General features: G+C 33.6%; 19 protein-coding genes. 10 read left to right on the plus strand and 9 right to left on the minus strand.

The annotated features are described in order from the left end of the window. Window positions 1–97: 97 nt before the first annotated feature. Window positions 98–1,159: an acyl-CoA reductase gene (locus M0D21_RS00105; RefSeq protein ID WP_248325337.1), complete on the minus strand. Its 1,062-nt coding sequence runs from the start codon at window positions 1,157–1,159 to the stop codon at window positions 98–100. Window positions 1,160–1,225: 66 nt separating this feature from the next. On the opposite strand from M0D21_RS00105, the gene M0D21_RS00110 reads away from it, so the two are divergent. The 4 genes from M0D21_RS00110 (at window position 1,226) to M0D21_RS00125 (ending at window position 4,050) form a co-directional block, all read left to right on the plus strand. Then, window positions 1,226–1,576 carry a 4Fe-4S dicluster domain-containing protein gene (locus tag M0D21_RS00110; protein WP_248325339.1) on the plus strand — a complete coding sequence of 117 codons (351 nt, stop codon included), beginning with the start codon at window positions 1,226–1,228 and terminating at the stop codon, window positions 1,574–1,576. Between the two features lie 118 nt (window positions 1,577–1,694). Beyond that, complete coding sequence (locus M0D21_RS00115; RefSeq protein WP_248325341.1) at window positions 1,695–2,285, plus strand: outer membrane beta-barrel protein; 591 nt, start codon at window positions 1,695–1,697, stop codon at window positions 2,283–2,285. A 102-nt stretch (window positions 2,286–2,387) separates the two neighbouring features. Continuing rightward, complete coding sequence (locus M0D21_RS00120; RefSeq protein ID WP_248325342.1) at window positions 2,388–3,257, plus strand: alpha/beta hydrolase; 870 nt, start codon at window positions 2,388–2,390, stop codon at window positions 3,255–3,257. Further along, window positions 3,250–4,050 carry an alpha/beta hydrolase gene (locus M0D21_RS00125; protein WP_248325344.1) on the plus strand — a complete coding sequence of 267 codons (801 nt, stop codon included), beginning with the start codon at window positions 3,250–3,252 and terminating at the stop codon, window positions 4,048–4,050. Before M0D21_RS00120 ends, M0D21_RS00125 begins: the two co-directional genes overlap by 8 nt. Before the next feature lie 49 nt (window positions 4,051–4,099). On the opposite strand, the gene M0D21_RS00130 is transcribed toward M0D21_RS00125, so the two are convergent. The 5 genes from M0D21_RS00130 to M0D21_RS00150 all read right to left on the minus strand — a co-directional run bounded on the left by M0D21_RS00130 (window position 4,100) and on the right by M0D21_RS00150 (window position 9,385). Beyond that, window positions 4,100–4,468: a hypothetical protein gene (locus M0D21_RS00130; RefSeq protein WP_248325346.1), complete on the minus strand. Its 369-nt coding sequence runs from the start codon at window positions 4,466–4,468 to the stop codon at window positions 4,100–4,102. Window positions 4,469–4,831: 363 nt separating this feature from the next. After that, window positions 4,832–5,713, minus strand: a complete 882-nt coding sequence (locus tag M0D21_RS00135; RefSeq protein WP_248325348.1) for a GIN domain-containing protein — start codon at window positions 5,711–5,713, stop codon at window positions 4,832–4,834. A 32-nt stretch (window positions 5,714–5,745) separates the two neighbouring features. Further along, window positions 5,746–6,270: a DoxX family protein gene (locus tag M0D21_RS00140; RefSeq protein WP_248325350.1), complete on the minus strand. Its 525-nt coding sequence runs from the start codon at window positions 6,268–6,270 to the stop codon at window positions 5,746–5,748. Window positions 6,271–6,403: 133 nt separating this feature from the next. Continuing rightward, window positions 6,404–8,110 (minus strand): alpha-amylase family glycosyl hydrolase, encoded by a 1,707-nt coding sequence (locus tag M0D21_RS00145; protein ID WP_248325352.1) that lies wholly within the window; start codon window positions 8,108–8,110, stop codon window positions 6,404–6,406. 81 nt (window positions 8,111–8,191) lie between these two features. Then, window positions 8,192–9,385, minus strand: coding sequence for a helix-turn-helix domain-containing protein (locus M0D21_RS00150; protein ID WP_248325354.1), 1,194 nt, complete (start codon window positions 9,383–9,385; stop codon window positions 8,192–8,194). An 84-nt stretch (window positions 9,386–9,469) separates the two neighbouring features. On the opposite strand from M0D21_RS00150, the gene menA reads away from it, so the two are divergent. The 6 genes from menA (at window position 9,470) to M0D21_RS00180 (ending at window position 15,710) form a co-directional block, all read left to right on the plus strand. Then, window positions 9,470–10,408 (plus strand): 1,4-dihydroxy-2-naphthoate octaprenyltransferase, encoded by a 939-nt coding sequence (gene menA, locus M0D21_RS00155; RefSeq protein WP_248325356.1) that lies wholly within the window; start codon window positions 9,470–9,472, stop codon window positions 10,406–10,408. A gap of 32 nt (window positions 10,409–10,440) precedes the next feature. Beyond that, entirely contained in the window at window positions 10,441–11,121 is a 681-nt protein-coding gene (locus M0D21_RS00160) for a metal-dependent hydrolase (protein ID WP_248325358.1), read from the plus strand. Beyond that, complete coding sequence (locus M0D21_RS00165) at window positions 11,121–12,161, plus strand: o-succinylbenzoate synthase (protein ID WP_248325360.1); 1,041 nt, start codon at window positions 11,121–11,123, stop codon at window positions 12,159–12,161. The genes M0D21_RS00160 and M0D21_RS00165 overlap by 1 nt, the downstream gene beginning before the upstream one ends. 13 nt (window positions 12,162–12,174) lie before the next feature. Then, window positions 12,175–13,098 (plus strand): CPBP family intramembrane glutamic endopeptidase, encoded by a 924-nt coding sequence (locus tag M0D21_RS00170; RefSeq protein ID WP_248325362.1) that lies wholly within the window; start codon window positions 12,175–12,177, stop codon window positions 13,096–13,098. A 55-nt stretch (window positions 13,099–13,153) separates the two neighbouring features. After that, window positions 13,154–14,266, plus strand: coding sequence for an AMP-binding protein (locus M0D21_RS00175; RefSeq protein ID WP_248325364.1), 1,113 nt, complete (start codon window positions 13,154–13,156; stop codon window positions 14,264–14,266). Between the two features lie 127 nt (window positions 14,267–14,393). Further along, window positions 14,394–15,710, plus strand: coding sequence for a M24 family metallopeptidase (locus M0D21_RS00180; RefSeq protein WP_248325366.1), 1,317 nt, complete (start codon window positions 14,394–14,396; stop codon window positions 15,708–15,710). A 38-nt stretch (window positions 15,711–15,748) separates the two neighbouring features. Here M0D21_RS00180 and M0D21_RS00185 read toward each other — a convergent pair whose 3' ends face one another. The 3 genes from M0D21_RS00185 to M0D21_RS00195 form a co-directional block, all read right to left on the minus strand. Beyond that, on the minus strand, window positions 15,749–17,275 hold the full coding sequence (locus M0D21_RS00185; RefSeq protein ID WP_248325367.1) for a PI-PLC domain-containing protein: 1,527 nt from the start codon (window positions 17,273–17,275) through the stop codon (window positions 15,749–15,751). A 12-nt stretch (window positions 17,276–17,287) separates the two neighbouring features. Further along, window positions 17,288–17,452 carry a hypothetical protein gene (locus M0D21_RS00190; RefSeq protein WP_248325368.1) on the minus strand — a complete coding sequence of 55 codons (165 nt, stop codon included), beginning with the start codon at window positions 17,450–17,452 and terminating at the stop codon, window positions 17,288–17,290. Between the two features lie 91 nt (window positions 17,453–17,543). After that, window positions 17,544–18,635: a hypothetical protein gene (locus M0D21_RS00195; protein ID WP_248325370.1), complete on the minus strand. Its 1,092-nt coding sequence runs from the start codon at window positions 18,633–18,635 to the stop codon at window positions 17,544–17,546. Between the last annotated feature and the right edge of the window lie 107 nt (window positions 18,636–18,742).

An 18,742-nucleotide genomic window follows, 5' to 3' on the forward strand; every position in this document is an offset into this window, starting at 1 on the left:
GTTTCTGTCTTGTTTTTTATCTTCATTCGATTAAGAAAAAAACACCACAAAGGTGCTAATTATCTTATACAAATGCATTATTAAAATGATAAATTATTTAATTAATTTTTGTCAAAAATTCAATAATATCTATCCCATCTGCATAATCTGAAAGCTCTGGTCTTTGAGTTGATCCGAAATCCACAGAATTTTCTATACTACCATTTGATACTACACATTGTATTTTTTCTTTATCAGCTTCCAATTTTTTTGTTAATTCTGAATGAGAATCATAGGTTTCGTAGAAGAGGGTAGCAATTGGAGAACCATAACTTGTATCCTCCTTTAGCATTAGGAAACCATTTTCTAGTAACTTATAATTACTCATTAGGTAGACAGCTTTATTGTAATCATAATTGTTGGCATATTTGGCACCTTTTATAATATCGTTGTATGCATACATTGATTTAAAAAACAAATCAAAATCATATCCCTTAGGTACAAAAATCTTAGATACATTTCTGCATCCCAGACCGAAATATCTAAATATATCTTCTCCAAGGGCATGCAACTGCTCTTTGGTTTCATTACCGGTAAGAACAGCTATCGAATTGCGATTTTTGCGTATTATATGAGGAACATTTCCAAAATAGTATTCAAAGTATCGAGCAGTGTTATTGCTTCCTGTGGCAATAACAGCATCAAAATTTGTAAGCTTGTCTTTTGAAAAGGAAATATAGTTTTTAAAATTTGCTTCAACCATTTCAAGATAAGAAACTAAAAAGGGGAGTAGTTGGTTATCGTTTGAAGACTGTTTTACTATTATTTTATGCCCAGAAATAAGAACTGAAAGAAAATCATGGAAACCCACTAATGGTATATTCCCAGCCATTATTACTCCAATGGTTTTTGTATTGGTATCGGTAATAGTATATTGTTGTAACCAATTGTTAAGTCTTGAAGTAGTAAGAGCTTCTGCCCACTGAGTTACCGAAAAAAGAACATTTTCTTTTGTGAACCAACCATTATGATGCTCAGCAGATTCTATTTTTTGAATCATTTTTTCAAAAAAAAGATCATTGTGTAAAACAGTATTAACTTTCTCATAACCAGTTGGTTTAAATTGGTTAAGAAACTTTCCGAGTTCTTCAAAAGCTTTTATTCGATTATTTAATACCATTTCTTATTTGTTTATCACTAGTTTACGAGTTATTTTTGTGTTGCAAATTTAGAATAAAAAAGAGCTATGGCAATTATAATAACGGATGAATGTATAAACTGTGGTGCTTGTGAGCCAGAATGCCCGAATACTGCAATTTATGAGGGGGCAGATGATTGGAGATATGCAGATGGAACAGATTTAGAAGGAGATGTTGTGCTACCTGGAGGTAAAGAAGTAAATGCTGAAGAGGCTCAAGAACCTGTTAGCGATGAGATCTATTATATCGTGCCCGATAAATGTACAGAGTGTAAAGGTTTTCATGAAGAACCTCAATGCGCTGCAGTATGTCCAGTAGATTGTTGCGTGCCGGACGAGGATGTTGTAGAGACCGAAGAGTTTTTATTACAAAAGCAAGCATTTATGCATAAAGAATAAGTATCGTATCGTACTTAGTATATTAAAAAACCTGTCGTTGTACAGGTTTTTTTTATGGGCGTTATTTTAATTTTAGTATTTTCGCGAAGACTTACAACCCAAATCAAAACTGAAAATTATGAAAAAACTAGTCTTTTTTGTTTTATTAATCATGTGCATAACTACTTCTTATGGTCAATACCGATGGGAAGTTTCTGCAGGACCAACGTTCTCTACATTAAATTTGGATGATGCTGAAACTAGTAGCGGGACGGGATTTTATGTAAATGCTGGTTATGGATATCTAATGGGAGTTAGAGCAAGGACCAGTATAGTGTTTTCATTAGAGCTTTTACAAAGAACTAGTGAAATAGAAAATGTTGGAGATGCAAAAACACTTCAGGTAGGACTTAACCCAAAGTTTAGATATTTGTTTGGAGCAGGTAAAGATAGATTCCGAGCATTTGTTAATGTTGGACCATCGTTTAGAGTGAATACCAATTTTGAAGTAGGTGATGTAGAATTAGAGGATGATGCTTATGAAAAACTCGTTATTGGTGGTGTATATGGTGCAGGTTTTTCTCAGATGATAGGCGAGATGTTCGATATTATGGCAGAGGTAGGAGTGATGAACGATTTCGTAGACAATATTACCGATACCAATAGTAAATTTTTTGATATCTATGCTCGTGTTGGTGTTCGTTTTAGAATTTATGACGCAAGAAGATAAGCTTTTTTATTAAAATATAGTATACAATCCCGCCATATGGCGGGATTTTTATTGCTATTTAATTTTTTGTAAATTAGTTACTTAGGAAATAAATAAATTAAAATGTCTAGTTGGGGATATATTGCGATAATTGTGCTTTTGGTGTATTTTGCCATAAGCATAGCTCTATATTATCTTCAAGAATATTTTATTTTCAAACCTGAAAAATTAGACAAAGATTTTGAATTTCACTATAAGAATCAGGAAGTTGAAGAGTATAATCTAGAAACTAGAGATGGAGCGATTCTAAATGGTCTTCATTTTAAAGTGAAAAATCCTAAAGGAGTTGTACTTTACCTTAAAGGGAATTCTAAGAGTATAAAGGGGTGGGGGAAATTTGCGGTAGATTTTACAAGACATAATTATGATGTAGTTATGATGGATTATCGCGGATTTGGAAAGAGTACAGGAAGAAGGTCTTTTAAAGCCATTAAACGAGATTTACAGTTTGTTTATAATAAAATTAAGGATAAGGTAGATGAGAAATACATTATTCTATATGGGCGTTCTATGGGATCTGGTTTTGCTGCGAAACTAGCGTCTATCAACAGTCCGAAAATGTTGATTCTGGATGCTCCTTATTACAGTTTAAACAAAGTAGCTGCCAAGTTTATTCCCTTTATGCCCGTTTCTTTAATTATGCGATATCCTATTCCTACCTATAAATGGTTAAAATATGTGAACTGTCCAATTCATATAATACACGGTACCCATGATAAACTGATTCCTTTTAAATCTAGCGTTAAGTTATCTAAAGTTAGACCTAAACTCACCAGGCTCTATACTGTAATAGGGGGAGGGCACAAGAATCTGAATAATTTTGAATCGTACCATCGTATGCTGGGAGAAATCATTAATTCAAGACTTAAAAAAATTAACCTTTCTAATACTAGTATTGGAGTTATGCATTCATCAAAAAAGGTAAATGCGTAGAATTAAAAAAATACTTCTTTTCTGTGGTGTATTATATCTGATAGTTTTTTTTGCGCTCTATTTTTTTCAGGAAAAAATCTTGTTTCATCCAGAAAAACTCCCGCAAAATTTTACTTTTCAGTTTGATCATAGATTTACAGAGTTTTTTTTAGATACCAAAGATGGTGCTCGTTTAAATGGTTTGCACTTTAAGGCAGAAACTACTAAAGGTGTTATCCTATATTTTCATGGTAATAGTGGTAGCTTGAGAAGGTGGGGAGAGTTAACAACCTTTTTTGTAGATAAGGGATATGATGTAGTGGTAATGGATTATAGGGGGTATGGGAAAAGTACTGGAGATATTAGTGAATCTAGATTGTATAGTGATGCACAATTATTTTATGAGTATGTATTAGAAAGGTATCCCGAAAATCAAATTTTAATATACGGGAGATCATTAGGAACTGGTATTGCTACAAAAATAGCATCAGAAAATGAACCTAAAGCCTTGGTTCTAGAAACGCCATATAATAGCATGACAACCTTAGCTCAGGAAAAAGTACCTTTTATACCAGTTGGGTTATTGCTTAAGTACAAAATACCTTCAAACGAATTTATCCAAAATGTTAAATGCCCAGTAACCATTTTTCATGGTACCGATGATACAGTAGTACCTATTGAGTCTGGCAAAAAGCTTTTTGAATACATTTCTGGTCCTAACAAGCAAATGATAATAATTCCCGGAGGTTCACATAATAACCTGGTTAACTTTAAACAGTACCGGGAATCTATAGATAAGGTACTTTACCTATAAAACTTATTACTAGCTAAAATTTAGTACTATGAAAATATAAGATAAGTATCTAGAAATCTTTTAGAGCATCTCTATACTCTCTCAAGTCTGCTACATTCGTTTTGTTATTCACACTTCTGGTAAGAGAAACCAAATATTTTAAACTCTCAACAGGATCAGAATTTGAAGTATTGTCTGCAGTTGCTTCTTCATCTTCTTCTACAGGCTCATCATCTGGAATAGGAATAAGAAAAGAATCGTTTTCCTCTATATGCTCATAAGTATAACGTAATACTTTTACCACTAAAGGAATTTGTTCTTCTAATGCAAATTCTCTAAGACTTTTAAGATCGTCTATCAAAGTGTCTTTATTAATTCCGTTCTTATCAAGGTCGGTAACAATTTTGTCTACTAATTTGATGGCCTTTTTATTTTCCAAGGATATTGAATTATAATAATGGTTAACTAAATAATTATTGCAAATTTAAATTTTTCCTGAACTTTTAAGTACTCTGAAACCTTTATTTATTTAAAAGAGGATATTATTTTTCAGTTTACGATAATTTAACAATTCGGCCTATTTTTATTAAATATTTGATAATCAATGATTTATACTGAATTACCTGAATGAATACTAGTATTCCAGCTAAAGTTTGAGGTAAAACCGTAACCGTATATGCCTCAAACCTCTTTATCTTTGAAAAGTATTCCAATTACAATTTTTCCCTTACTTTTTTTGTTTTCCCCAACACTTACCTCCTTAATCCTAAGGAGGTAAGTTCTTCTATAGGGGTAAGTGTTATTAAAAAAGCTTCACAGTTTGGTTTTCATTTTCTGGTGTAATGGTAATCAGAAGCTTACGAAAACCAAGTGCATTAACCTTATACACTTTGGTTCCGGTTGTCCAGGTTTCTTTGCGAGTTGACTGAGGCATCATAGGGAAACCATAACCAAAACTGCCCCCATCAGGTTTTGGTCCCACTACGAAAAATTGATTGCGTGATAACGAATTATTTTTGATTTTAAACTTAATATACCTTACCGAATCCTGATTCGATAGAGTTTTGGATTGGGCTAAGCTTTTCTTAGAGTCGCCCTTCAAAATTTTAGGAGTATTCACTACCCTAATTTTAGCATTTGTATCTAATTTTGAGTCTAATTCATTTTTTACATTCAAAATAGCTTTTCCACGATTCCAAATATTTACATTTGCATTGAGCGATTCTAATTTTGAAGCATCTACAGTTCCAGTTTCGGCGTTTACATTTAGAGTTTTTACTTTTCCTTCTGCTATTATTTTTCCTATCAAAGCAGTCAACTGCAGTTTTTCGTTATCTATGTTTACTATTTTTACGGTATTATTAGTGCCTTGCTCTACCATTGTTAGATTTGGAGCACCAATAATAATTTTAGGTCTTTTAGAGGGTTGTATCCACTCTATTTGCTCTAATTTAAGGACACCATCAACCACTTCTTTATCGACTAAATCAAAAATATTGGTATCTGTCGTAATGATAATCTCTTCTTTTATTGATGTATCGATACTAATATCTGCATATAAATTTATTTTGATCGTTTGTAAATTTCCTACAGTATACGATCTTGTTTCTATGATCCCGTTTCCTTTTATTTGTGCTTTGCTGGTTAAACTTACTAGTATAAGCAATAGTGATATGTAACGCATAATTTTGTTTTTTTTAGTAATTGTATTAGTGTTTAAATGAGTTTTAGCAGTGTACTTTTAAATTTTAGAAAAGTCAGTTTTTGAGTAAGAATGTAATCTAGTCCAAACCTTCCTGAACCCAAGACTAAGTTGTAAATGGAAAGCCATAAAAACCCCATAGCAGGAAGCATTCCCCACATGCCATCTCCCCATTTTTGGAAAAAAATGGCTACCAACATGGTACACATAATGAAGAATGATGCTATTCTCGTTTTAAGACCAAGAGCAAGGAATACACCTCCAATGGCTTCACTAGCTGCCCCCATCCAGGCAAAAAACACAGGGAACATTGCGAATATCCCGCCATATTCTGCTATATCTTGCGGGAACCAATCTACTACTTCAAATAGAGATAAATCGGGAGAGCCTTCTGGACTCCATGGTACACCAAATTTGCTTCCTCCAAAGTTTACCGCTAAGAAGTAGCCACATAGTATTCTTGGGATGGCAAATAGAAGATCTGTATACCAGTATTTGGTAGTAACGGGTGTCATAATTTTTTTCAGTACATTTTTCATCTGTTCTAAGATTTTGATTGTTCAACAGGTCAAATGTCTGAATGATTATGAGCTTCTGCGCCTCATAACAAAATAAGACGGCTCAAATTATGATTTGAGCCGTCTTATTTTTTAATAAAAAAACAGTAAAGAGCTATATATCAATGGCTAAAAGCGCTATAGTCTCATCTGAGGTAAATGTTACTTTTCCGTCAGAAACTTTAGTCTTAACTCCAGAATAAGCATCGATAAGAGTGCTTCCATCAGGAAAAATAGTATTAATTTCTAATGTTTTTTCTCCTTTTGGTAAATCTAACCCTATCACTACAGCATCAGAAAAACCGTTTTTATTATAAGTTCTTGAAAAGGTATATGGAGATTTAGAAATTATTTTATGTTTACCGGCACCTATTGAAGCGTGTTCTTTTCTAAACTGACCTAATTTTTGCCAGTGTTTCAATAGTTTTTTTGTTTCTTCTTTTTCTAAATCGTGCCAGTTCATTACTGAACGTAAAGTCGCATCTCCTTCTGTGCCTTCAATAATAAGAGATCGAGCAGTTTCGTCGCCGTAATAAATTTGTGAAATACCTGGAGTAAGTAATAACTTAGTGGCAGACTCAAAGGTTTTGCTTCTATCTTTATCAAAAGGGTCTCCGTCATCATGAGAACTTATATAGTTCATTACACCTTTACCAATTAAATTGGTATTTAAAATATCACTATACTTTTTGAATAACTTTTCGTACTCCGGTTGCTTTGCATCGTATTTAAACTGAAAATTGATCATATTATCAAAACCATGCGCAAAGTAATCTACTTTTCTATCTCCAAAATCATAGTATCTTTTTCCATCTATTCCATATCCGTATAATTCACCTAGTACGTAGAAATCGTTATCATCCAATACTTGGTCAGGGTGTTTAGATTTCCATTCGGCAAATGCAATTTTAGCTTGTTCTGCCAGTACTTTCCAAACATCTTCTTCGACATGTTTTACGGTATCGACTCTATATCCATCAATTCCTAGTTCTCTTACATAATCGGTTAACCATTTTATTATATAATTTTTTGGAGATCTTTTTAATCCGGTTTTGGTAAAGAAAATGTCTATTTCTGCTAATTCAATTTCTAATCGACCTTCAGATTTCCATTTATCGATAAGTACTTTTGGTAGTTCTACTTCCTCATCACTTTCGGTTTTAATATCTGGTAAATTCTCTACCAAAGTACAGCTTACTGCGCTTTCATAATCTTTGTAGGTACATTGCGGCGATGTTCTTACCCAATTATCTGGCCATACAGGATCTTGTTCTGTTACGGGACCAGTATGATTAATAACAACGTCCATTAAGATTCGAATTCCATTTTTGTGGGCAACAGAAACTAGGTTTTTTAAATCTTCGTAAGTTCCAAAATTTGGATCGATATTGGTCCAATCTTTGGCCCAATACCCATGAAAGGCGTAAGTGTTACCCGTTCCTTCATCTACACTACCATGTACCTGTTCTACAACGGGGTTAAACCAGAGTGCATTAATTCCTAAATCTTTGAAATATCCATCTTCAATTTTTTGAATAATCCCTTTTATATCGCCACCTTCAAAACCTCTTAAAGTTCCAGTTTCTTTGGTTCTGTCAAGTAAGTTATCATTTTCTGTATCTGCATTGTTAAACCTGTCTGTAAGTAAAAAATATACATTGGCTCCTTCCCAAATAAATGGTTTTTCTTTATTGACTACAACAGAAGATACACTTTTCTTTTGTTCTTGAGATTCGGTTGTTTTTTCTTTTTTTGAAGTGTTATTGCAAGAAGCACTTAAAAACAACAATAAAAAAGTACTTATTCTATAAAAATTCTTCATAGGTTTCTAGTGGTTTAAAGGGCTAATCTATGAAAACTCTCACAAAAACGTGAAGAATACAAATTGCGAAATTCATAAAAATTACATTTCCGTAGTATTCAGCGCTACATATTGTGATGGTGATGTATTTGTAAACTTTTTAAAAACCCTATTAAATGTAGCCTTACTATTAAAACCACATTCGTAAGCTATGCCCAGTAGCGATAGTTTTTTTTGTTTTCCTTCCCTAAGCATTTTTTGTACTTCATGAACCCTGTACTCATTAATAAAGTCGTTGAAGTTTTTATTGAATCCAGAATTAATAGTTTCAGATAATTCAGGAACAGACATTTTAAGCATTTTCGCAAGTTGAGTTAGATTTAGGTCGGGATCTAAAAAAGGTCTATGTTCCTGTATATAATGTTCTATTTTGGTTTTGCTATCTGCTAGGGTAGCATTTGTTTCCTTTTCAGAATTTGATTGGGTGGTTTTTTTGGAAGTGATATTGAAATCAAGATTGTTAAGTGTATTGGTGTTGGTAAAATATCCTTTTATTCCAATATATATGATTGCAAGCGCAGAGAAAAACTGGTACCACCAACGCTGTGTCCAATGTAAATCAATAATTAAATTCCCTATGGTACTTTCAAAAATACTATATAAAAACAAAAAGGAATAAATAAACAGAAAATTACGCATCCAATTTAGTTCAAGGGCATAAGTGTTAGAGAAAAACTCTTGAATTCGTTTTTTGTATGCATAAAATATCTGAAGCGTAAAAGCGAGATATAATAGCATTTGTATATTTTCAATGATCCCTACAAGCGGCTGAATATATTTTTCGTCTAGATTTATCTTTAAATACCCATTTTGAGTTTGATCAAACCCCGGTTGCTGGGCATCATAGATGAATATGGATATTTTATAAATTACAAAAACCAGTACTGGTACAAAATGAAAAAAGTCTTTTTTTCTGAATTTAAAATTGGGCGTGGTAATAGATTTTACATAAAAATATAACAATGGTCCAACGGCTAGACTTAATGCAATTAACCAATAATTAATTTTGGTATTTCTATAGGTATCGTACCATTCCATGAAGCCAATAGTATAGGTAGTTCTATGATAACCAGTAATAAATATTAACAATGCCAGAATAAGAGCGGGGATATATTTTTTCTTGAAGTACCTCAATACCAATAAGGTGGCAAACACAAATGCTTGTAGCACCAGAATAAGAAGCGGTGTGCTATACAAATTAAAAGAAGGAAATTCAAAAGCAAATACTGGATGCATTCTGCTAATTTAAAAAATTGAAAAAATAGTTTTTGTTTTTTTTTCAAAGAAAATACTGTTCCTTTGAAATCTTAAATAGCACAAATGAGTAAAGTAAAAGCTTGGATTTCTGCTGCACGACTTCGCACATTACCTTTATCAGTATCTGGCATTATTGTGGGATCAGCATTGGGTTTTAAACAATTATTGATTGAAAACTCAGATAATCAAATAGTGGCAGATTTCTATCAGACTTCGATTTTTTGGTTAGCCATTGCGACTACATTAGGCTTGCAAATACTTTCGAATTTTGCCAACGATTATGGAGATGGAGTAAAAGGTACAGATAATGCAGATAGAGTGGGGCCACAACGAGCACTACAGAGTGGTACAATTAGTAAAAATCAAATGTTTATTGGTATTGTGATTACATCTTTGATTACTTTAATTTTTGCGATAGCATTAATTTATGTTTCTTTTGGAAGGGAGAATTTTTTGTATTCAGCTTTTTTCTTTGTGCTAGGAGTAATAGCTATTGTTGCAGCCATAAAATATACTGTAGGGCAATCTGCATATGGATATAAGGGATTAGGAGATGTATTTGTTTTTGTATTTTTTGGTTTGGTGAGCGTTGTTGGGTGCTATTTCCTTTTTACTAAGCATCTAAATGGTTTGATCTTTTTACCTGGAATAACTATTGGCCTTTTGAGCACTGCAGTGCTGAATTTAAATAATATGAGAGATCATAAAAATGATGAAAATGTAGGTAAAAACACACTTGTAGTGAAGTTAGGCATTGATAAAGCAAAACGATATCATCTTACCATTATAATTGTAGCAATGCTAGCTATGATTATTTTTCTTACGGTTACCTATGAAAAACCAATTCAAGCATTGTTTCTTATTGCATTTATTCCTTTACTCATACATTTTAAGACAGTTTATAAAAATAGGGAAGCAGAGCTCTTAGATCCAGAACTAAAAAAAGTAGCATTAACAACTTTTTTGCTATCAATTTTGTTTAGTATCGGTCAGATTTTATAATTTCAGCACACAAATCATTAATACCCTCACAAATGAAAATTACCTTTTATGGTCAGAACTCGCTTTTGATTGAAACCAAAAACATCAATATTCTTGTAGATCCTTTTATTTCAGGAAATCCTCTGGCAAAAGATATTATAGATATAAGCTCAATAAAGGCAGACTATATTTTATTGACTCATGCACATCAAGATCATGTATTGGATGCTGAATCTATAGCGAAACAAAATCATGCTACTATTGTTTCTAATTATGAAATAGCGATGTACTACCAAAAAAAAGGTATCGAAGTGCATCCTATGAATCATGGAGGAAGCTGGAACTTTCCTTTCGGAAAGGTGAAATATGTGAATGCAATACATACTAGTAGCTTTGCCGATGGTACTTATGGAGGGCAACCTGGTGGTTTTGTAATAGAAGGGGAAACTAAAAGTATTTATATAGCAGGTGACACAGCCCTTACAATGGATATGAAATTAATCCCTTTGACCACTAAATTGGACCTGGCAATTCTACCAATAGGAGATAATTTTACCATGGGGATTGATGATGCTGTAATAGCTAGTGATTTTGTTGAATGTAATCAAGTGCTGGGAGTTCATTATGATACCTTTGGATTCATAGAAATAGACCATAACGAGGCAAAACAGAAATTTTCTGCAAAGGATAAAGATTTAATATTATTGGATATAGGAAAGAGCATAGAATTGTAATGAAAGCTACTTATCATAAACATATTCTTGATTTTAAAAGACCAAGTGGTACTTCTAGAGGTATCCTTAAGCAAAAAGAAACCTGGTTTATTGTAATCGATGATAGCGAAAAGAAAGGAATTGGTGAATGCGGAATTCTTAGAGGGCTTAGTATCGATGACCGACCAGATTATGAGGAAAAGCTAAAATGGACCTGCGAACATATCGAACTTGGAGTTGAAAAATTGTTACCTGAATTAAAAGAATTCCCAAGTATACAATTCGGAGTAGAAATGGCATTTAGATCTTTGGAAAGTGAAACACCTTTTCATTTGTTTCCTTCAGATTTTACTGGAGGAGCGGATAGTATTGAGATCAATGGTCTTATTTGGATGGGAGAAAAACAGTTTATGCTTGACCAAATTAAAACTAAGATTGATCAGGGTTTTAATTGTATAAAAATGAAGATTGGTGCGATTGATTTTGATGAAGAGCTAGAATTGCTGTCTTTCATACGATCGAAATTTTCTGCAGAAGAGATAGAATTAAGAGTAGATGCAAACGGGGCATTCTCATCTAAGGAAGCATTAGAAAAGTTAAAAAGGCTTTCAAAATTTGGTTTGCACAGTATAGAACAACCGATACGACAAGGTCAATTTAAGCAAATGGCAGAATTATGTTTGAGAACTCCTTTGCCAATTGCACTAGATGAAGAGCTTATAGGGGTATTTGATGTAACAGATAAGAGAAAATTGCTACAAACAATACAACCACAATATATAATTCTAAAACCGAGTTTAATAGGTGGTTTTAAAGGTACTCATGAGTGGATTACTATTGCAGAGTCTTTAGATATCCCTTGGTGGATCACTAGTGCCCTTGAAAGTAATATAGGTTTGAATGCAATAGCGCAGTATACCTATACACTCAATAATAAAATGCCACAAGGGTTGGGAACCGGAGGATTATTTACCAATAATATAGAGTGCCCATTAGAAGTTAAAAAAGGTACTTTAGTGGTAAACAAACAAAAAGAATGGAACTTAACATATCTAGATTAAATAATTACAGTTTATGTATATAAAACAAGGATTAGAAGGTAAATTAGGAATGTGGAAGTATATCCCATTACCGTTAGGGTTTATAGGATTTATGGTGGCGAATTATGTGCTCGCACAAATGATGAATATTGATAGTAAAGAAGCTATAGATCAACAAATTCAAATGATAGGAAAAAAAGGAGTATTTCTTTTATCAATGGCTCCATTTGTAGTGTTTCTAGGAGGATTGTTTTTTTGGGTAAAAGTAGTACACCAACAATCAATTCGATCTTTAACAACCTCAAGAAAAAAAATTGATTGGAAAAGAGTGTTCTTTGTGTTCTCATTAATGGCAGGATTTATAATTCTATCTACAGGGTTGGATTATTATCTAAGCCCAGAGGATTATATATTCAATTTTGAACCGGTATCCTTTTTTATTCTTTTAGCTATGGCTGTTGTTCTAATACCTATTCAAATAGGGTTTGAAGAATATATGTTTAGAGGATATATGATGCAAGGGCTTGGTTTAGCCACCAAAACAAGATGGATTCCACTAGTAGTCACTTCAGTTATTTTTGGTGTTATGCATGCTGCCAATCCAGAGGTTGATACTCTAGGACCGATTATTATGGTGTATTATATTGGTACTGGTTTGTTTTTGGGAATTATGACGCTAATGGATGAGGGTATGGAACTAGCTTTAGGTTTTCATGCTGCCAATAATTTAATAACTGTATTGTTGGTAACGGCAAACTGGACAGCTTTACAAACCGATTCTATACTTATTGATACCTCAGACCCTGGTGCAGGGTTTCAGGTACTAATTCCGGTTTTGATTATTTTTCCTTTGTTTCTCTTTATTTTATCTAAAAAATATAAATGGACCAACTGGAAAGAAAAACTCTTTGGAAGAGTAGATACTCAAACTGATATCGAAGAGATAACAAAAGAATAATAGACTCTTTACATGTAGATAACCTAAGAGGATGTAAGAAAATTGAAATTTGGATATGGAAACAAGGAATACATTTTCTACCCCCGAAATACATCAAGGTTTCTCTATTAACAAGCAATCTCCAGATAATGAGGAGTTAAAACGTATTGCGTATACTTTTATAAAAGAAGGAGAAGTATATGAGCAAGAGGCTGGTAGTTTTTTAATAGATTGGTTAAACGATAAAGATCATATTGTTGTCCAAACTTCTGGTTCAACAGGAAAACCAAAGAAAATTAAGGTTTTTAAGCGGCATATGATCAATAGTGCCAAAGCCACGGGTAGGTTCTTTAAAATAGAAGAAGGTACTACAGCCCTTTTATGTTTGCCTGCAAATTATATTGCCGGTAAAATGATGCTAGTAAGGGCTATGGTCTTGGGTTGGAAGATAGATTTGGTACCTCCCAGAACAAATCCCTTAGATACTGTATATAAACAATACGATTTTTGTGCAATGGTTCCTCTACAACTAGATAACTCCTTAAATCGGTTGCATCTTATTAAAAAACTAATAGTTGGTGGTGGTCCGGTATCTGAAAACTTAAAAGAGTTGGTTCAAGGGGTAAAGACAAAGATTTTTGAAACCTATGGGATGACTGAAACCGTATCCCACATTGCAGCAAGAAGAGTAAATCCGAAGAAAAAAGAAAAAAAAGATGCTGGTCTTTTTAAGGCATTACCTAATATCACTCTGAGTTTAGATGAACGTAATTGTCTGGTAATAAAAGCTCCAGAGCTAAACGAAAAGGTAATAGTTACCAATGATGTAGCCGAATTGAAAACCTATAAAAAATTCGCTTGGAAAGGACGCATTGATAATGTTATCAATAGCGGTGGGGTAAAGTTGTATCCAGAAGAAATAGAAACCAAGCTGCAGCTTTTAATAGGGCACCGTTTTTTTGTGAGTAGTATTCCAGACGATGTATTAGGTGATAAAGTGGTATTAGTAATTGAGACCGATTATGATGAAATCGTATATCTACGCTTAAAAGAAGCCATAAATGATCTTAAAACGATTTCAAAATACGAAATTCCTAAAGAAATATACTTTCTTCCACAGTTTATAGAAACCGAAAATGGCAAGGTGCAAAGATCAAAAACGTTGGAGTTAGTTTCTGCTAAACAATAAATCATAGTTTATTTTTTGTTCTAACTTGAGGGTTATAGTAAGAATTCTACATAGTAGTTTTGAGACTACTTAATTTTGTGATACTTTTAATTCACCAATAAACTCACACAAATACACTACCTCACTTATGAAGAAATTATTCATTCTATTCGTATTCTTTCATTTTGCTAGTCAAGCTCAAATACTGCCTCAGCGTCAACGTGCAGTAGCTATAGATATGATGTTAAAAGATCGATTTGATCATCTATTACCGCAGTTAATGGATAGAACAGGTATCGATATGTGGGTGATTATTTCGAGAGAATATAATGAAGATCCGGTACTTAGGACTATGCTACCATCTACATGGCATAACGCGCGAAGAAGAACTATTTTAGTGTTTTATAGAAATAAGACTGACAATAAAATGGAAAAACTTGCGGTTGCAAGATATAATGTTGGAAAAAATATAGATTCGGCATGGGATAAAGAAAAACAACCTGACCAATGGAAGGCCTTGGTAGATATTATTGCCGAAAGGAATCCAGAAAAGATAGGAATTAATTATTCGCCCAATTTTGGTATTGCAGATGGAATTGTAAGAACCGATTATAAAGAGTTTATGCAATCTTTACCAGAAGCTTTTCATCCTAAAGTTGTTTCTGCTGAAAAACTTGCTATTGCTTGGATAGAGACCCGTACAGAGCAGGAGATGGAAATTTATAAAGAATTGGTTAAAATAACTCATGATATTATAGCCGAAGCTTTCAGTATGTCTGTTATTAAACCCGGAGAAACAACAACAGATGATGTAGTGTGGTGGTTACGTCAAAAGGCTACAGATTTAGGACTGAAAACCTGGTTTCATCCTACCGTAGATATTCAGCGTAGTGGGGAAGCATTGCAAAGTCATATTGTATCGTTTTCTGATCGACCAAAAGATAAAATCATTCAACCAGGAGATCTAATTCATTGCGATTTTGGAATTACCTATTTGCGATTAAATACAGATTGCCAGCAACACGCATACATTCTTAAAAATGGAGAAACTGCACCACCAGATTTTCTGGAACAGGCATTCGCCGATGGAAACAAGGTACAGGATATTTTAACGGGTAATTTTGAAACAGGAAAGACAGGTAATGAAATATTACTTAAATCTTTGTCAGATGGAAGAAACCAAGGATTAGAACCATCTATTTATACACATCCTCTGGGATTTTATGGGCATTCTTCTGGGCCAACTATCGGAATGTGGGATTCGCAAGAAGGAGTTCCTGGTACAGGAGATTATCCGCTATATGAAAATACAGTATATGCAATAGAATTAAATACCACTGTAAATCTACCGCAATGGAAGAAAAATATTAGAATTATGCTTGAAGAGGCAGGTTTTTGGGGTAAAGACGGTTTCAGGTATGTAAATGAACGACAAACAGAACTGATTACCATTCCGAAAAGATAAAGTCACCAATTTTGAATGATGACTTTATCTTCTAAAGTTTAATGATTATTCCATTTAATTACATTTACCATTTGAATTTTACCTGAAAAATGGAATCTAGTATTGTTAGGACCTTGCGGATCTGCACCAATAATAATGGGACTGTTGTTTTGAGTAACTCCACCAATTACCGTTGAAGATGGTTGGGCATGATTCTCATCAACCCATAGATGAACTCCTCCATTCCCATCATATGCACCAATGAGTATATAAGAGTTATTTGTATTTAGGTTGGTCACAGGAAGAGAAGAGTAATGATATCTCCCGTTTCTGTGAATTCCGAATCGTAATACCGTATTTCCAGAACCTGCTCTATGAAGCTCTAGAGCAAAACCCGCGGCATCTGCCTTTTGAACAATAGCCTGTGTTTCTCCTGGGGCCAGATTAAGATCATCAAAATTTACGACGGCAGTAACCAAAAAGCCTCCACTATGGTTATTATCGCGATCCCAGGTTCTAATAAACTCCTGATCAGGAGTGTTGAAAACCAAAGATTTTCCAAACCGATCTCTTCCGGTATTAAGATTTTCAAGAGTAGGGGAGTTTATTGATGAAAGATAAAAGCTTCTTCCTTGGTTTTGGTCATATACTGTATATCTGTTTTGTGAAAATGATTGTAATGCAAAATTGGAGTATACTAATTGAGAGTTTTCTAAAATTACCCTTCTTGAAAGATTTATATTACTAGTTTTACTTTTATATCCAGCTTCAATGGTTACAGCATCCAATTCGTTACGCAACCCAGCCACATATACTTCGGCAAAATTGGTAAGTGTATATAAGTTAGTGGCAAGTCCAAGAGATTTGGCATACATGATTTTAGACATCAAATTTGGAGACCGATAGTTGAATTCAACCATTTTTCTTCCTCTTTGTTGTTGTGCTCGAATATCATTATGCCATTGAAGGTCATTTACGGTAGCACCTTCACCAAATAATCTACTCAAATGAACATAATTCCGTAAAGAATATGTAGGTAAATAATTTTTTACATGATCCAGGTTTGCATCAGAAAAAGATCTTATAACTACTGGCCTACCACTTGATATATACCCATACTGATCTAAAAGTGAGATTAACTTTTGACCTATACTTGAGTCATTAGCTTCTTTAATCTCTATGAACAATGGTTGATTTCCATATCTGAGTTTTGAATCTTTGAGTACATCTTCCAATTTTAATGTACCTATGTTTTGTCGTATATGATTTACATAAACTGTATTGTTGAGAAGATATACATCAAGTTCAATAAGGTCGGCTCCGGCATCTTGAGCAGCATGAATAATATCTAAAGTAGGGGATAGCCTTGCGCTATTCTCGGGAGCGTAGCAATTATGGCATGAAACGCCTATTTTGTTACTTGTTGGTGAACTCGGGAAACTTCTATTGAGGTTATTCCATATAGAAGCTTGGCTGCTTTTGTTGTCTGAATATTCAAAATCGGTTTCTGTAGCTACATCATTATCTGAGCTACACGCTGTCAATAACAATACAGTCATTATAAGAAATGAGATACTTTTAATCATAATTTTTGTTTTTTATTGACATCCACTAGGGAGTGACTTGAATTGGGAACTATCATTACCATTTTCTTTATGGTATTCTGCACATACCCAGTTTACGATAGTTTGACCCGCACAGATTGTTGCTTGCTGGGGCCTTGAAATGATCTTATAGTCTATTCTGTCGAAATATGTTTTCATAATTTTTGAATTTTAAGATTGTTATTTAGAATTCTCCGAAGTCGATCTCCGGAGAATTATTTAAAATGTTTTGGACGCAATTCTTTTATAATTATCGTCCGGTGTGCTCAACGTCTAATGGAAGATAATTGTCGAAATATCTAGGGTAATTTTCACTGAAGTGTGCTCTGTGGTAATTTCTCCTTAATGGCCACTGCATAATATATCTTACATTAAGCCTGTTACTTTTTATACTACTAATGAATTGGTTGTATTGTAATGCATCATTATAATAAGTTTCCTGAATTACCACTGTCTTGTTTGCATCTCCATTTCTTGATAATTCATTCTTTACCGTTCGTATAGCATTACTTGCGCCACCGTAAATATCTATGGCATATTCGTTTGGAGTTCTTCCTGTAGGTTTTAGTGTTTTAATGAGCTTATCTAACCTCCCCGGGGCATAGGCTACAGAAAAACCTGTACTTTTAAGATGAGGAAATCTAAATGAGAAATTTCTCCATAATTTATCCACATAAGGTATAGATTGTCCTCTTGTTATGCCTCCTAATTCTACACCAAGATCATACACTCTTTTGATAGAAGATGGGTTCCCCAGTTTTGTTTCGGTTGTATTAATGGCATGATAAATAAAGTTCCAGTTTTCTTGAAATTGCGTTTCATTCCATGAAGACCAACCTCCTGGATCTGCTAATCCTTGCTGTGCAAAGCGTAACACCACTTCATTGTATCCAATACTTTTTATTAGTCCCAAAACATTTTTTAGGTTTTGTTCTTGTTGTGCGGGTAATCGATAAGCATTACTTCTTATGGTGTGAATGTGAGTATCACTGTTTGGCCAATGTGAAGGAAAATGTGTATACCATATCATTAATGCAATTTTACGTTGACCATTTTGATACATGGTACGTAATTGAGTATTTACTTTGGCAGGATCTAAATGATAATGTCCTACAACCAATTTTAAATTGTCTGGGCTGCTCCAAACCCCAGTGTTTTGATACCCTTGAGTGTCGAACATTACATAATTTGAACCACCTACTTCTTTTGGAGTCACGGTTATGAGACGATTTTTATTTAATGCTTCAGATTCCAATTTGATTTCTTCTAGAGTGTCTTTTTCACAAGAAGTGATCAACGTTATTGAAATAAAGGTTAGAAAAATTAAGATGTTGTTTTTCATGATTTTAATAGTTTTAAGTTTAGAAAGTGCTCTATTAGATTGTTTTCAAACTTATTTAAGTACGGGTGTTTAGAGCAAATAACATTTCTGGAGATTCTGGAATTTCG

Source organism: Aquimarina acroporae (assembly GCF_023195925.1).
Classification (GTDB): domain Bacteria; phylum Bacteroidota; class Bacteroidia; order Flavobacteriales; family Flavobacteriaceae; genus Aquimarina; species Aquimarina acroporae.

Bases quoted from the DNA above. Each gene is read 5' to 3' on its own strand.
- M0D21_RS00195 (WP_248325370.1), bottom strand. From the start codon at position 18,635: ATGAAAAACAACATCTTAATTTTTCTAACCTTTATTTCAATAACGTTG.
- M0D21_RS00150 (WP_248325354.1), bottom strand. From the start codon at position 9,385: ATGCATCCAGTATTTGCTTTTGAATTTCCTTCTTTTAATTTGTATAGC.
- M0D21_RS00125 (WP_248325344.1), top strand. From the start codon at position 3,250: ATGCGTAGAATTAAAAAAATACTTCTTTTCTGTGGTGTATTATATCTG.
- M0D21_RS00185 (WP_248325367.1), bottom strand. From the start codon at position 17,275: ATGATTAAAAGTATCTCATTTCTTATAATGACTGTATTGTTATTGACA.
- M0D21_RS00160 (WP_248325358.1), top strand. From the start codon at position 10,441: ATGAAAATTACCTTTTATGGTCAGAACTCGCTTTTGATTGAAACCAAA.
- M0D21_RS00170 (WP_248325362.1), top strand. From the start codon at position 12,175: ATGTATATAAAACAAGGATTAGAAGGTAAATTAGGAATGTGGAAGTAT.
- menA (WP_248325356.1), top strand. From the start codon at position 9,470: ATGAGTAAAGTAAAAGCTTGGATTTCTGCTGCACGACTTCGCACATTA.
- M0D21_RS00110 (WP_248325339.1), top strand. From the start codon at position 1,226: ATGGCAATTATAATAACGGATGAATGTATAAACTGTGGTGCTTGTGAG.
- M0D21_RS00180 (WP_248325366.1), top strand. From the start codon at position 14,394: ATGAAGAAATTATTCATTCTATTCGTATTCTTTCATTTTGCTAGTCAA.
- M0D21_RS00190 (WP_248325368.1), bottom strand. From the start codon at position 17,452: ATGAAAACATATTTCGACAGAATAGACTATAAGATCATTTCAAGGCCC.
- M0D21_RS00165 (WP_248325360.1), top strand. From the start codon at position 11,121: ATGAAAGCTACTTATCATAAACATATTCTTGATTTTAAAAGACCAAGT.
- M0D21_RS00105 (WP_248325337.1), bottom strand. From the start codon at position 1,159: ATGGTATTAAATAATCGAATAAAAGCTTTTGAAGAACTCGGAAAGTTT.
- M0D21_RS00115 (WP_248325341.1), top strand. From the start codon at position 1,695: ATGAAAAAACTAGTCTTTTTTGTTTTATTAATCATGTGCATAACTACT.
- M0D21_RS00145 (WP_248325352.1), bottom strand. From the start codon at position 8,110: ATGAAGAATTTTTATAGAATAAGTACTTTTTTATTGTTGTTTTTAAGT.
- M0D21_RS00175 (WP_248325364.1), top strand. From the start codon at position 13,154: ATGGAAACAAGGAATACATTTTCTACCCCCGAAATACATCAAGGTTTC.
- M0D21_RS00135 (WP_248325348.1), bottom strand. From the start codon at position 5,713: ATGCGTTACATATCACTATTGCTTATACTAGTAAGTTTAACCAGCAAA.
- M0D21_RS00120 (WP_248325342.1), top strand. From the start codon at position 2,388: ATGTCTAGTTGGGGATATATTGCGATAATTGTGCTTTTGGTGTATTTT.
- M0D21_RS00140 (WP_248325350.1), bottom strand. From the start codon at position 6,270: ATGAAAAATGTACTGAAAAAAATTATGACACCCGTTACTACCAAATAC.